The 12,919-nt window shown below is 52.3% G+C and carries 12 protein-coding genes; 11 read left to right on the forward strand and 1 reads right to left on the reverse strand.

Going from position 1 to position 12,919, the window contains the following annotated elements; all coding sequences use genetic code 11:
* The 10 genes from OGY07_RS15895 to fbaA form a co-directional block, all read left to right on the forward strand.
* The coding region (locus OGY07_RS15895; RefSeq protein WP_502872433.1) for a hypothetical protein at window positions 1-918 on the forward strand (918 nt) is incomplete at its 5' end.
* A 380-nt stretch (window positions 919-1,298) separates the two neighbouring features.
* On the forward strand, window positions 1,299-1,742 hold the full coding sequence (gene cmtB, locus OGY07_RS15900; RefSeq protein ID WP_286601624.1) for a PTS mannitol transporter subunit IIA: 444 nt from the start codon (window positions 1,299-1,301) through the stop codon (window positions 1,740-1,742).
* A gap of 27 nt (window positions 1,743-1,769) precedes the next feature.
* Window positions 1,770-3,149 (forward strand): PTS mannitol transporter subunit IIBC, encoded by a 1,380-nt coding sequence (locus OGY07_RS15905; protein ID WP_042290321.1) that lies wholly within the window; start codon window positions 1,770-1,772, stop codon window positions 3,147-3,149.
* A gap of 23 nt (window positions 3,150-3,172) precedes the next feature.
* Entirely contained in the window at window positions 3,173-4,450 is a 1,278-nt protein-coding gene (locus tag OGY07_RS15910; protein WP_286601628.1) for a zinc-binding dehydrogenase, read from the forward strand.
* The gene (gene glpX, locus OGY07_RS15915) at window positions 4,447-5,418 is read left to right on the forward strand and encodes a class II fructose-bisphosphatase (protein ID WP_286601629.1); all 972 of its coding nucleotides are present in this window, start codon (window positions 4,447-4,449) and stop codon (window positions 5,416-5,418) included. The genes OGY07_RS15910 and glpX overlap by 4 nt, the downstream gene beginning before the upstream one ends.
* Window positions 5,419-5,433: 15 nt before the next feature.
* Window positions 5,434-5,943, forward strand: coding sequence for an MltR family transcriptional regulator (locus tag OGY07_RS15920; protein ID WP_042290313.1), 510 nt, complete (start codon window positions 5,434-5,436; stop codon window positions 5,941-5,943).
* Window positions 5,940-6,650: a nucleoside/nucleotide kinase family protein gene (locus OGY07_RS15925; RefSeq protein WP_286601631.1), complete on the forward strand. Its 711-nt coding sequence runs from the start codon at window positions 5,940-5,942 to the stop codon at window positions 6,648-6,650. The genes OGY07_RS15920 and OGY07_RS15925 overlap by 4 nt, the downstream gene beginning before the upstream one ends.
* Window positions 6,651-6,953: 303 nt before the next feature.
* Window positions 6,954-7,973 (forward strand): erythrose-4-phosphate dehydrogenase, encoded by a 1,020-nt coding sequence (gene epd / locus OGY07_RS15930; RefSeq protein ID WP_286601633.1) that lies wholly within the window; start codon window positions 6,954-6,956, stop codon window positions 7,971-7,973.
* A gap of 48 nt (window positions 7,974-8,021) precedes the next feature.
* Window positions 8,022-9,185 carry a phosphoglycerate kinase gene (gene pgk / locus OGY07_RS15935; RefSeq protein ID WP_042290304.1) on the forward strand — a complete coding sequence of 388 codons (1,164 nt, stop codon included), beginning with the start codon at window positions 8,022-8,024 and terminating at the stop codon, window positions 9,183-9,185.
* A 96-nt stretch (window positions 9,186-9,281) separates the two neighbouring features.
* Window positions 9,282-10,361 carry a class II fructose-bisphosphate aldolase gene (fbaA, locus tag OGY07_RS15940; RefSeq protein WP_042290302.1) on the forward strand — a complete coding sequence of 360 codons (1,080 nt, stop codon included), beginning with the start codon at window positions 9,282-9,284 and terminating at the stop codon, window positions 10,359-10,361.
* 121 nt (window positions 10,362-10,482) lie between these two features.
* Here fbaA and OGY07_RS15945 read toward each other — a convergent pair whose 3' ends face one another.
* Window positions 10,483-11,388, reverse strand: a complete 906-nt coding sequence (locus OGY07_RS15945) for a carbamate kinase (RefSeq protein ID WP_286601636.1) — start codon at window positions 11,386-11,388, stop codon at window positions 10,483-10,485.
* Window positions 11,389-11,692: 304 nt separating this feature from the next.
* On the opposite strand from OGY07_RS15945, the gene OGY07_RS15950 reads away from it, so the two are divergent.
* Window positions 11,693-12,916 (forward strand): MFS transporter, encoded by a 1,224-nt coding sequence (locus OGY07_RS15950; RefSeq protein ID WP_286601638.1) that lies wholly within the window; start codon window positions 11,693-11,695, stop codon window positions 12,914-12,916.
* Window positions 12,917-12,919: the final 3 nt, after the last annotated feature.

A 12,919-nucleotide genomic window follows, 5' to 3' on the forward strand; every position in this document is an offset into this window, starting at 1 on the left:
GCGCCGAAACCGGCAGACAGCGAAACGAAGACGGATACCACGCCGTCGCAGACCGCGCACAGTGAAGACGTTCCGGCCGTCACGCCGCAGAAAGCAGACGATCTGAAACCGGCAGACAGCGAAACGAAATCGGACACCACGCCGACGCCAGCCGCGGCTGATACTACGACGCCGACTAAGAAATGGCCTGTTCCGAATACGAACTACCCGACGCTGTCTCCAGGTTCCGCAACCGGCAAAACCGGAATGGACACGCCGAAGACGCCGAAGCACAAGCAGTGGAACGGTGACATGACCAACGGCGTGGCGCCATCTTCCGGTAACGGCGACAGTGCCAAGCTGTCCCCGGGATCGTCTACCGGTCAGACCGGAATGGACATGCCGAAAACGCCGGAGCACAAGCAGTGGAACGGTGACATGACCAACGGCGTGGCACCGTCTTCCGGCAACGGTGACAGCGCGAAGCTGTCCCCGGGATCGTCTACCGGTCAGACCGGGATGGACATGCCGAAAACGCCGGAGCACAAGCAGTGGAACGGTGACATGACCAACGGCGTGGCGCCGTCTTCCGGCAACGGCGACAGTGCGAAGCTGTCCCCGGGATCGTCTACCGGTCAGACCGGGATGGATATGCCGAAAACGCCAGAGCACAAGCAGGCGAACGGTGACATGACCAACGGCGTGGCGCCGTCTTCCGGTGATGGCAGTGACGTGAAGCTTTCTCCTGGGTCTGCAACCGGTCAGACGGGTATGGACATGCCGAAAACGCCGGAGCACAAGCAGTGGAATGGCGACATGAGCATGTCCGGCGTCACGCGCCATAGCGACATGCCGCGCTGGGTACCTCTGATGCGTGAAACCACCATCGACGCCTACGCCACTGTCATCATTCAATTTGATCACTCGCTCTTGAGCTAAGTCGTCCCTTTCCCCGCCATATCGTCTGGCGGGAATTTACACATTACCCCCTTAGGCCGTCTGTATTCACAGATGGCCTTTTTTTTACGCGATTAATGCGTAACGGCTTCAGGGAGAGTGGTAATTTTTTAATGATGGCAATAGCGCATTTGTGATCACCATTGCAAAATGAACATTAATTCATATTCAAAAATTGCAATTCACATCACGTAATTACAGTTGCTTTTTAATTTTTTGTTTTTATATCATTGTTTTTATTTGATTTTATAAAACACGCTTCTTTCTCGCCCTGACGTTGACCCCTGTTGCTTTCATTTTATCGCGCGCGTATTTTATTTTCAGCGCAACATTGTACCCTAAAAATAAAATAAGGATTACGTATGCGGTTGATTGATTATTTTCCTGAAGCATCTATCTCGATAAAGTCATCGGTAGAAAACTGGCAGCAGGCCATTGATTTTTGCATGTCTTCCCTGCTGACTAACCATTATATTAATTCAAATTATATTCAGGCTATTAAAGATTCGACTCTCAGCAACGGCCCTTATTATATTCTGGCTCCCGGCGTGGCTATGCCTCATGCGCGACCAGAGTATGGAGCGTTAAAAACAGGAATGTCGTTAACGTTACTCAAACAGGAAGTGCAGTTCAGTGAAGGTGAAGAAGGTATCAGGTTATTAATCGGTTTATCGGCAGCAAATGCCGATTCACATATTGAAGCTATCCAGGCATTAAGCGAGCTGTTATGTGAAGAACAAACGATAAACGCGCTGTTAGCGGCAAAGTCAGAAAAACAGTTAGCGGATATTATCGCTCACGCATAATTATTCTCTCCTTGACAGGATATTAATATGGAACACAAGTCTGCTCGTGCTAAGGTCCAGGCTTTTGGCGGGTTTTTGACTGCAATGGTCATCCCGAATATCGGCGCCTTTATTGCCTGGGGCTTTATTACCGCATTATTTATTCCAACCGGATGGTTGCCGAACGAACATTTCGCCAAAATTGTCGGCCCGATGATTACCTATTTACTGCCGGTGATGATTGGTTCGACCGGTGGACATCTGGTGGGGGGCAAACGGGGAGCGGTGATGGGAGGCATTGGTACGATTGGCGTCATTATTGGCGCGGATATCCCAATGTTCCTCGGTTCAATGATCATGGGACCGCTAGGCGGGCTGGTGATTAAATATATTGACCGACTGCTGGACAGGCGCATTCCTGCCGGTTTTGAAATGGTGATTAATAACTTCTCCCTGGGTATCGCCGGGATGATCTTGTGTCTGCTGGGGTTTGAGGTCATTGGCCCGGCGGTACTGGTTGCCAATAACTTTGTGAAGGAGTGTATTGAATCGTTGGTACATGCGGGCTACCTGCCGCTACTGTCGTTAATTAATGAACCAGCAAAAATCCTTTTTTTAAACAATGCGATTGACCAGGGCGTTTATTATCCACTGGGTATGCAGCAAGCCTCGGAGACAGGAAAATCCATTTTCTTTATGGTGGCGTCTAACCCGGGGCCGGGTCTGGGTTTACTGCTTGCGTTCACCTTGTTTGGTAAAGGGATGGCGAAGAAGTCTGCACCCGGCGCCATGATCATCCATTTCCTGGGCGGTATCCATGAACTGTATTTCCCGTATGTGCTGATGAAACCGTTGACGCTGATCGGCATGATTGCGGGCGGGATGAGCGGAACGTGGGTCTTTAATGTATTAGGCGGCGGGCTGGTCGCCGGGCCGAGCCCTGGGTCGATTTTCGCTTACCTGGCGCTGACGCCGAAGGGGGCTTTCCTGGCGACGATTGCCGGTGTTACGGCGGGAACGCTGGTGACCTTTGTGGTGACCTCTTTCATATTAAAAATGGAAAAAAATAGCGCTGGCGAAAGTGAAGATACCTTCAGTGATTCCACGAAAGCCGTCCAGGCAATGAAGCAGGAGGGTAAATTCTCTTACCGTGATGTGAAACGAATAGCATTTGTTTGCGATGCGGGAATGGGGTCGAGCGCTATGGGGGCAACGACGTTTCGTAAACGCCTGGAAAAAGCGGGATTAACGGTCGATGTCAAACATTATGCGATCGAAAATGTTCCCGAGGATGCCGATATTATCGTGACGCATGCCAGCCTGGAAGGGCGCGTTAAACGGGTTAGCGACAAACCCGTCGTTCTGATTAAAAACTATATTGGCGACCCGTTGCTCGACGATTTATTTCATCACCTTACGACGAAGTAATATTTCTGGTTTCTGGAGTAAATATGAAAACGAAAGTGGCAGCCATCTATGGCAAGCGGGATGTCCGTATCCGTGAATTTGAACTACCTGACATTACGGATAATGAATTATTAGTCAGCGTTATTTCTGACAGCGTCTGTTTGTCTACCTGGAAAGCGGCAACATTAGGCAGCGAACATAAACGTGTGCCAGATGATCTGGAGAATCATCCGGTGATTACCGGTCATGAATGTGCCGGGATCATTGTCGACGTCGGGAAAAATCTAACCGATAAATATAAAAAGGGCGAGCGCTTCGTTTTACAACCCGCAATGGGCTTGCCGAGTGGTTATTCTGCCGGATACAGCTATGAATATTTTGGCGGTAATGCGACGTATATGATTATCCCGGAGATCGCGATTAAGTTGGGCTGCGTTTTACCCTATCACGGCTCTTATTTCGCCGCCGCATCGCTGGCGGAACCGATGTGCTGCATAATTGGCGCTTATAACGCCAATTATCACACTACGCCTTACGTTTACGATCACCGGATGGGCATTAAACCTGGCGGCAATATCGCGCTATTAGCCTGTGCCGGGCCGATGGGGATAGGCGCCATTGACTATGCCATTAATGGCGGGATCCAGCCGTCGCGGGTCGTGGTGGTGGATATCGATGAAACGCGACTGGCCCAGGCCAGCCGCTTGCTAACGGTTGAGCACGCGGCCAGTAAGGGCATTGAGCTTATTTATGTGAATACCGCCGGAATAAAAGAGCCCGCAGCCATGCTTCGCGATCTTACGGACGGTAGCGGTTTTGATGACGTATTTGTCTATGCCGCTGTTCCGGCCCTTGTCGAACTGGCGGATGAGCTTCTCGCGGAAGACGGTTGCCTGAACTTTTTTGCCGGGCCGACGGACAGTCGCTTCAGGGTGCCGTTCAACTTTTACAACGTGCATTACAACAGTACACATGTGGTCGGAACATCCGGCGGTTCCACCGACGATATGAAAGAGGCGATTGCATTAAGCGCTACGGGACAACTGCAACCGTCTTTTATGGTCACCCATATCGGCGGGCTGGATGCGGTGCCGGATACGGTCCTCAATCTTCCCGATATTCCGGGCGGCAAAAAGCTGATTTATAACGGTGTCACGATGCCGCTGACGGCGATCGCTGATTTCGCGGAAAAAGGCAAAACCGATCCGTTGTTTCGTGAACTGGCGCGTCTGGTTGAAGAGACGCACGGTATCTGGAACGAAAAGGCTGAGAGATTCCTGCTGGCGCAATTTGGCGTGGACGTAGGGGAGGCTGCTGCATGATCTCTCTGACATGGCCGCTATTTCGCACAACGGAACGGGCGGCGCTGGCAGCCTGGCCGCAAACCGGATGCGGCGACAAAAACCGGATCGATGGTCTCGCGGTCAGCGCGATGCGACAGGCTCTGAACGAGGTGGCTATCCGTGGAAGAATTGTCATTGGCGAGGGGGAAATCGATTGTGCGCCGATGTTATGGATCGGTGAGGAGGTCGGAACAGGCAGCGGGCCGGAGGTGGATATCGCTGTCGATCCTATTGAAGGAACCCGTATGGTCGCAATGGGGCAGAGCAATGCGCTGGCGGTCATGGCTTTCGCCCCGCGCGGCAGTTTGCTTCACGCACCTGACATGTATATGAAAAAGCTGGTTGTTAATGCCCAGGCAAAAGGCGCGATCGATCTGGCGCTTCCGTTAGCCGACAATTTACGCAATGTGGCGGCGGCGCTGGGAAAACCGCTGGATCGCTTGCGCATGGTCACGCTGGACAAACCCCGGCTTCATCCGGCGATTGCCGAGGCAACACAGCTCGGCGTAAAGGTTTTTGCCCTGCCCGATGGCGATGTGGCGGCCAGCGTTCTGACCTGTCTGCAGGACAATCCGTATGACCTGATGTATACGCTCGGCGGTGCACCGGAAGGGGTGATTTCCGCCTGTGCGGTAAAAGCGCTCGGGGGCGATATGCAGGCAGAGCTGATCGACTTTTGTGAAGCGAAAGGCGATACCGCAGATAATCGCGTGATCGCTGTCCGTGAACGACAACGCTGTGCGGAGATGGGCGTCGAGATTAACCGCGTCTATGCGATCGACACGTTAGTAAAGGGAAATGACATTCTCTTTAGTGCAACGGGCGTGACGGGGGGAGACCTTCTGAAGGGGATCCAACAGGTTGAGAAGGGTGTGCGCCCGCAAACTTTACTGATCGGCGGCGCGGATCGAACGTGTAATATAATAGACTCTCTGCATTCATGGTGATTTATCGGGACACAAATGACGACGCTGACAGAAGACGATGTGCTTGAGCAACTGGACGCTCAGACCAATTTACTTTCGTTTATGACGACGGCACATGACATTTTGCTTCAGGGCATTAAACGCTTTCTGCCGTCGCTGTTTGTCGATAATGATGAAGAGATCGTGGAGTATGCAGTGAAGCCGTTACTCGCGCAGAGTGGGCCGCTTGATGATATCGACGTTGCGTTACGCCTGATTTATGCGTTGGGAAAAATGGAAAAATGGCTGTATGCCGACATCACCCATTTTTCCCAGTTTTATCGCTACCTTAAGGAACAGGACACGATCCCGGGCTTTACGGATGACATCACCTGGGATTTTGTCAGTAACGTAAACAGTATTACCCGTAATGCAACCTTATATGGCGCGCTTGAGTCGATGAAGTTTGCCGACTTCGCCACCTGGTCCGAGGTTCGCTTTACCGGCATGATCAAGACGGCGATGACGCTGGCGGTAACGACAATTTTAAAGGAATTAACGCCGTGAAAATCGGACTGACGGTTAATGGGCTGGACGTTACCGCGCATTACCACGACGATGAAATTGAAATCGTCCATAAACCCCTATTGCGACAGCTGGCGAAAATAAACGCTACGCATACTGGACAACGAACCCTTATTTTTCTCTGCGCCCCTCCCGGGACCGGCAAATCCACGCTAACCACATTTTGGGAGTATCTCTGTCAACAGGATGCCAGTCTGCCAACGATCCAGACTCTGCCGATGGATGGCTTTCATCATTACAACGCGTGGCTGGAGGCGCATAACTTGCGAGCCAGTAAAGGCGCGCCGGACACCTTTGACGTTGATAAACTGGCGCGCAATCTGCGTCAGATCAGGGAAGCGGAAGGCGCCTGGCCGCAGTACGATCGGCAAACCCATGAGCCGGTTGAAAATGCCATCCCGGTAACCGCGTCGTTGGTGATTGTTGAAGGAAACTGGCTTTTGCTGAAGGAACCGCGTTGGCAGGCACTGGCGGAGTTTTGCGATTATTCGATCTTTATACGCGCACCGGAAGAGGCGCTTCGATCGCGCCTGATCGCCCGTAAACTGGCGGGAGGATCGTCTCAGGGTGATGCCGAAGCGTTCTATGAACGCACTGATGGGCCGAACGTGCGTCGGGTTCTGCAAAACAGTCGACCGGCCGACCTTACGTTAATCATGACGCCGACAGGTGAGTATCGGCTCTGCTAAGAGGACCGCCTGGCGTACGATTCCTGGAATCGGCGCCGGGGCAACCGCTATTACTCCTGGGTGGAATAATTTCTGCGAACCAGGGGCGTGAAATGTGATGTAAGTCATATAGCTGGCTTAATCAACTGGACAATCATTCCTTTTATTCCTCGTTTCGCTTATTCTAGCTGAAGCGTTTCAGTCGATTAAATGTTCGACAAATAATCAATCAGTCGCAGTTTGCGACAGGTAAGGTTTCCCTGAACGATGCGCTGGATTACTCTGTCAGCCACATCTGAATCAGGATAGCCTTGCAGGAGATCTATGACCGTACGCGTAGCGATTAATGGCTTCGGTCGCATCGGACGTAACGTGGTTCGCGCTTTATACGAATCCGGACGTCGGGCGGAAATCACCGTGGTGGCCATCAACGAACTGGCGGATGCCGCAGGCATGGCGCATTTGTTGAAATATGACACCAGCCATGGACGTTTTGCATGGGACGTTCGCCATGAGCGCGAGCAGCTCATTGTCGGCGACGATTCGATCCGCATCCTGCATCAGCCTTCGCTTGCCGCGTTGCCCTGGCGTGAACTGGGCGTTGATATTGTCCTCGACTGCACGGGCGTATACGGCAGCCGCGAACACGGCGAAGCGCATATCGCCGCAGGCGCGAAGAAAGTGCTCTTTTCACATCCTGGCAGCCACGATCTCGACGCCACCGTTGTGTTTGGCGTCAATCAGGATCGCCTGCGGGCACAAGACCGCATTGTGTCAAACGCGTCCTGCACGACGAACTGCATCATTCCCGTCATCAAATTATTAGATGATGCCTATGGCATCGAGTCTGGTACGGTGACCACAATACACTCCGCCATGCACGATCAGCAGGTTATCGATGCATACCATCCTGACCTGCGGCGTACGCGTGCGGCGAGTCAGTCGATCATTCCGGTCGATACCAAACTGGCGGCAGGCATTACCCGTATTTTTCCGCAGTTTAACGATCGTTTTGAGGCCATTGCGGTGCGTGTTCCCACGATAAACGTCACGGCAATCGACTTAAGCGTCACGGTGAAGAAACCGGTAAAAGCCAATGAAGTCAACCAGTTGCTGCAAAAAGCGGCACAAGGTGCATTTCATGATATAGTTGACTATACGGATTTACCGTTGGTCTCAGTAGATTTTAACCATGACCCGCACAGCGCCATCGTCGATGGCACACAAACGCGAGTCAGTGGTGGGCACCTGATAAAGACGCTGGTCTGGTGCGATAATGAATGGGGCTTTGCTAACAGAATGCTCGACACCACGTTAGCCATGGCCGCTATTGGTTTCAGGTAAAGCGCGTAAGCGCTTGCAAAACTTTAAGAATCAACGAGAGGATTCACCATGTCTGTAATCAAGATGACCGATCTGGATCTTGCTGGTAAACGCGTTTTCATCCGTGCGGATCTGAACGTGCCAGTTAAAGAAGGGAAAGTAACCAGCGACGCGCGTATCCGTGCTTCCCTGCCGACTATCGAACTGGCGCTGAAACAGGGTGCGAAAGTGATGGTCACTTCCCACCTGGGTCGTCCTACCGAAGGCGAGTACAACGAAGAATTCTCTCTGCTGCCGGTTGTTAACTACCTGAAAGACAAACTGTCCAACCCGGTTCGTCTGGTTAAAGATTACCTGGACGGCGTTGAAGTGGCGGCCGGTGAGCTGGTGGTTCTGGAAAACGTTCGCTTTAACAAAGGCGAGAAGAAAGACGACGAAGCGCTGTCCAAAAAATACGCGGCGCTGTGCGACGTGTTCGTCATGGACGCATTTGGTACGGCTCACCGTGCGCAGGCGTCTACTCACGGTATCGGCAAATTTGCTGACGTAGCCTGTGCCGGCCCGTTGCTGGCGGCTGAACTGGACGCGCTGGGTAAAGCGTTGAAAGAACCGGCTCGTCCGATGGTCGCTATCGTCGGCGGTTCTAAAGTCTCTACCAAACTGACGGTACTGGACTCCCTGTCCAAAATCGCTGACCAGCTGATCGTGGGCGGCGGTATCGCCAACACCTTCGTTGCCGCTCAGGGCCACAGCGTAGGGAAATCCCTGTACGAAGCTGACCTGGTTGACGAAGCAAAACGTCTGCTGACCACCTGTGATATCCCGGTGCCGACTGACGTTCGCGTTGCCACCGAGTTCTCCGAAACCGCTGCGGCTACGCTGAAATCTGTCTCTGACGTGAAAGAAGACGAGCAGATCCTGGACATCGGCGACGCGTCTGCACAGCAACTGGCTGAGATCCTGAAGAATGCGAAAACCATTCTGTGGAACGGTCCGGTCGGCGTATTTGAATTCCCGAACTTCCGTAAAGGGACTGAAATCGTGGCTAACGCTATTGCAGACAGCGAAGCGTTCTCTATCGCTGGCGGCGGTGACACTCTGGCGGCTATCGATCTGTTCGGTATTGCAGACAAAATCTCCTACATCTCCACTGGCGGCGGCGCATTCCTCGAATTCGTGGAAGGCAAAGTTCTGCCAGCCGTAGCGATGCTCGAGGAGCGCGCGAAGCAGTAAATTTGTTCAGGCGGGGAAACCCGCCTGTTTTTCAGCGCGCTGAAAGGCCCGCTCCCCCGTTTTAACGGTCGAAGATACAGAAACAGGACTCGCAACATGTCTAAAATTTTTGATTTCGTAAAACCTGGCGTTATCACTGGCGATGACGTACAGAAAGTTTTCCAGGTAGCTAAAGAAAACAACTTTGCTCTGCCAGCAGTAAACTGCGTCGGCACCGACTCCATCAACGCCGTTCTGGAAACCGCTGCAAAAGTGAAAGCGCCGGTTATCGTTCAGTTCTCCAACGGTGGCGCTTCTTTCATCGCGGGCAAAGGCGTAAAAACTGACGTTCCTCAGGGCGCTGCTATCCTGGGTGCGATCTCCGGTGCGCATCACGTTCACCAGATGGCTGAACACTACGGTGTTCCGGTTATTCTGCACACCGACCACTGCGCGAAGAAACTGCTGCCGTGGATCGACGGTCTGCTGGACGCGGGTGAGAAACACTTCGCGGAGACCGGTAAACCGCTGTTCTCGTCTCACATGATTGACCTGTCTGAAGAGTCTTTGGAAGAGAACATCGAAATCTGCTCCAAATACCTGGCGCGCATGTCCAAAATCGGCATGACCCTGGAAATCGAACTGGGCTGCACCGGCGGCGAAGAAGACGGCGTGGATAACAGCCACATGGACGCTTCCGCTCTGTATACCCAGCCGGAAGACGTTGATTACGCGTACACCGAACTGAGCAAAATCAGCCCGCGTTTCACCATCGCGGCTTCCTTCGGTAACGTACACGGCGTTTACAAGCCGGGTAACGTGGTTCTGACCCCGACCATCCTGCGCGACTCTCAGGAATACGTTTCTAAGAAACACAACCTGCCGCACAACAGCCTGAACTTCGTTTTCCACGGCGGTTCCGGTTCTACTGCTCAGGAAATCAAAGATTCCGTAAGCTACGGTGTTATCAAAATGAACATCGATACCGATACCCAATGGGCAACCTGGGAAGGTGTTCTGAAGTACTACAAAGATAACGAAGCGTATCTGCAGGGGCAGCTGGGTAACCCGAAAGGCGAAGATCAGCCGAACAAGAAATACTACGATCCGCGCGTATGGCTGCGTGCAGGCCAGACTTCCATGATCACCCGTCTGGAACAGGCTTTCAAAGAACTGAACGCGGTAGACGTTCTGTAATTTCAGCCTCGCAGATTGTTGAAATGGCTTCCTTCGGGAAGCCATTTTTTTGTCCGTCAGCCGGAGGGGGCTATCACCTCATCCGTCCCGTGAAGTGATAGCGTCATCCTGCACGCAGACATTATCGCGTCACGCAGGTTCCTTTTTCGCCAGCCAGGATCTGCGGCGCATCTTTGAGCGCGCCAATAAAGGCCGCATTCCCGCTCTGCTTGACAAACTGGATCACGGCGGCGGCTTTCGGGCCCATCGCGCCGTCCGGCGCAGCGAAGGGAGCCAGTTCCTCTGGCGTGACGTGACGCAATGCCCGCGCTTGCGGCTTGCCCCAGTGCTCATACACCGCGTCGGCATCGGTGAGGATCAGCAGATGATCGGCGTCGAGAGTACATGCCAGCACCGCTGCCGTTAAATCTTTGTCGATCACCGCTTCGGTTCCCCGATAGCTATCTCCCTGCGCCACAACCGGGACGCCGCCTCCGCCGCAGCAGATTACCGTATGGCCTGCCGCCAGCAGCGTTTGAATAGCATCACCGTCGACAATGTTTTTTGGCGCTGGGGAAGGTACAACCCGACGAATGTGCTGACCGTCGGCTTTTATCGTCCAGCCATAACGCTTCTCCAGTTCGCTCTGCTGTTCGGGAGGATATACCGGCCCAATGTATTTGCCGGGCGTGGCGAACGCTGCGTCATCAGGATCGACTTCCACGCGCGTCATCAGCGTCGTCACGGGCGTTCCGCCTGCACATTGCGTTAATGCCTGGGCAATAGCGACGCCGATCATGCCCTGGCTTTCAGCCACCAGAATATCCAGCGGCCAGGCGGGAGAGCCGGTGTACGCCGCATTTTGCAGCGCCAGTAAACCCACCTGCGGTCCGTTGCCATGAACAATCACCAGCTGATAGTCACGCGCCAGGCTTGTCACGGTTTGTGCAAAAAGCTCAATGCTCCGCTGCTGATTCTCCGCGCTCAAAACCTCTCCGCGCTGCAAAAGCGCATTGCCGCCCAGAGCAATAACCAGTTTCTTTTTCATTTTAGCCTCAATAAATAAATTATCTCGCGGCAAAAATAGCGATATTGAGAACGGATATTGTGATTGCGTCGACAAAGCTGTTACCCCAAAAAATATCTGATTAATGCGTCACGTGTTTATTTAAAATCCTTTAAAAATGATTATTAGATATTTTTTAATAATTAAGACGCCAGTCCCCAGAAATTTATAACAATGAGTTTTGTGTGACTTTGTTCAAAAGAAAAGGGGGATTTGCCCGATAAGGTAATGACAGTTTAAACATCAACCCTCATCGTTTGGGGAATTTAATACCGGGAGACAGTTTATGTCTGGTTCATGTGAAGTGACTGATGTCACAAATAAAAAAGGAATACCGGCCTGGTGGGTCACTATTTTCCTGTTCTGGCTGGGATGGATTTTTAGGTATGCCGACCGGACAATATTGAATCCGGTTATGGGCGAGCTGGAAAAAGAGTTTGGCCTGAGCGGAACGCAATTAGGTATTCTCAACTCGGTGTTCTATTTTTCTTATGCGTTATTACAGGTTCCGGCCGGTATTCTCGGTGACAAAATCGGCAAGAAAAAAGTGCTGGTGCCCGGATTTATTCTGTTTGGCGTTTTTACGGCCGTTACCGGCTGGGCGAAAAGCTGGTACACCTTGCTGTTTGCCCGCGTGGTAACAGGCGCCGGAGAAGGCACCTATTATGGTCCGCAGTATGGCTTATCTTCCGAGCAGATCCCGAAAAAATACCGCTCACTGGGGAGCGCCATTATCAACAGCGGCATGGCGTTTGGTATTGCGCTGGGGCTGATGACGTCGAGCTGGCTGGTGTACGATCAGGGATATTCATGGCGGATGCCGTTTTATGCGATGGCAATCCCCTCGGTGTTGGTTGGCCTGGCGATCTGGTTTTTGGTCAAAGAAAAAAAACGCACCGCCGATACCGATGGCACACAGGCTAAAAAAGGCAAATTCAGCGACCTGCTGAAAAACCGTAATCTGCTGTTGACGTATATTATGGTGTTTTGCAGCCTGTTTGGATTCTTCGTTATCCTGACTTGGCTTCCGTATTATCTGCAAAGTGAACGTGGAATCGCCGGTAGCGAAACGGGTTTTATTTCGTCGCTGGTGGCGTGGATTTCAATTCCTGGCGCGCTGTTATTCTCCAGCCTGTCTGACAAATTAGGTAAGCGCAAACCGTTAATTATGTTCCTCGTGCCGGTTGCGATTATCAGCATGCTGTCAATTATCTGGATGCCCAATATGACCGGGGTAGTGATCGCACTGTGCGTTTACGGCCTTGTCGGCAAACTGGCGCTGGATCCGGTACTGGTGGCACTGGTTGCTGACAGCGTCGATGAAAATAATTACAGCACCGCGTTTGGCTTATTTAATTTTATCGGCATGAGTTCATCGATCCTTGCACCGATTATTGCCGGGGCCGCGCGCGATATTACCGGTAGCCTGGCCTCCAGTTTTTATGTTTCAGCCATTCTGTTGGGCATTGGTCTGATTGCCATGCTGTTTTTGAAAGAAAAACGCACATAAGAG

Origin of the sequence: Citrobacter sp. Cs237 (assembly GCF_030332325.1) — a bacterium.
GTDB classification, from domain to species: domain Bacteria; phylum Pseudomonadota; class Gammaproteobacteria; order Enterobacterales; family Enterobacteriaceae; genus Citrobacter_A; species Citrobacter_A sedlakii.

What these genes read in the sequence shown, in the direction of transcription:
- OGY07_RS15905 (WP_042290321.1), top strand. Translation starts at nt 1,770, where the DNA reads ATGGAACACAAGTCTGCTCGTGCTAAGGTCCAGGCTTTTGGCGGGTTT.
- epd (WP_286601633.1), top strand. Translation starts at nt 6,954, where the DNA reads ATGACCGTACGCGTAGCGATTAATGGCTTCGGTCGCATCGGACGTAAC.
- OGY07_RS15945 (WP_286601636.1), bottom strand. Translation starts at nt 11,388, where the DNA reads ATGAAAAAGAAACTGGTTATTGCTCTGGGCGGCAATGCGCTTTTGCAG.
- OGY07_RS15920 (WP_042290313.1), top strand. Translation starts at nt 5,434, where the DNA reads ATGACGACGCTGACAGAAGACGATGTGCTTGAGCAACTGGACGCTCAG.
- OGY07_RS15910 (WP_286601628.1), top strand. Translation starts at nt 3,173, where the DNA reads ATGAAAACGAAAGTGGCAGCCATCTATGGCAAGCGGGATGTCCGTATC.
- glpX (WP_286601629.1), top strand. Translation starts at nt 4,447, where the DNA reads ATGATCTCTCTGACATGGCCGCTATTTCGCACAACGGAACGGGCGGCG.
- pgk (WP_042290304.1), top strand. Translation starts at nt 8,022, where the DNA reads ATGTCTGTAATCAAGATGACCGATCTGGATCTTGCTGGTAAACGCGTT.
- fbaA (WP_042290302.1), top strand. Translation starts at nt 9,282, where the DNA reads ATGTCTAAAATTTTTGATTTCGTAAAACCTGGCGTTATCACTGGCGAT.
- cmtB (WP_286601624.1), top strand. Translation starts at nt 1,299, where the DNA reads ATGCGGTTGATTGATTATTTTCCTGAAGCATCTATCTCGATAAAGTCA.
- OGY07_RS15950 (WP_286601638.1), top strand. Translation starts at nt 11,693, where the DNA reads ATGTCTGGTTCATGTGAAGTGACTGATGTCACAAATAAAAAAGGAATA.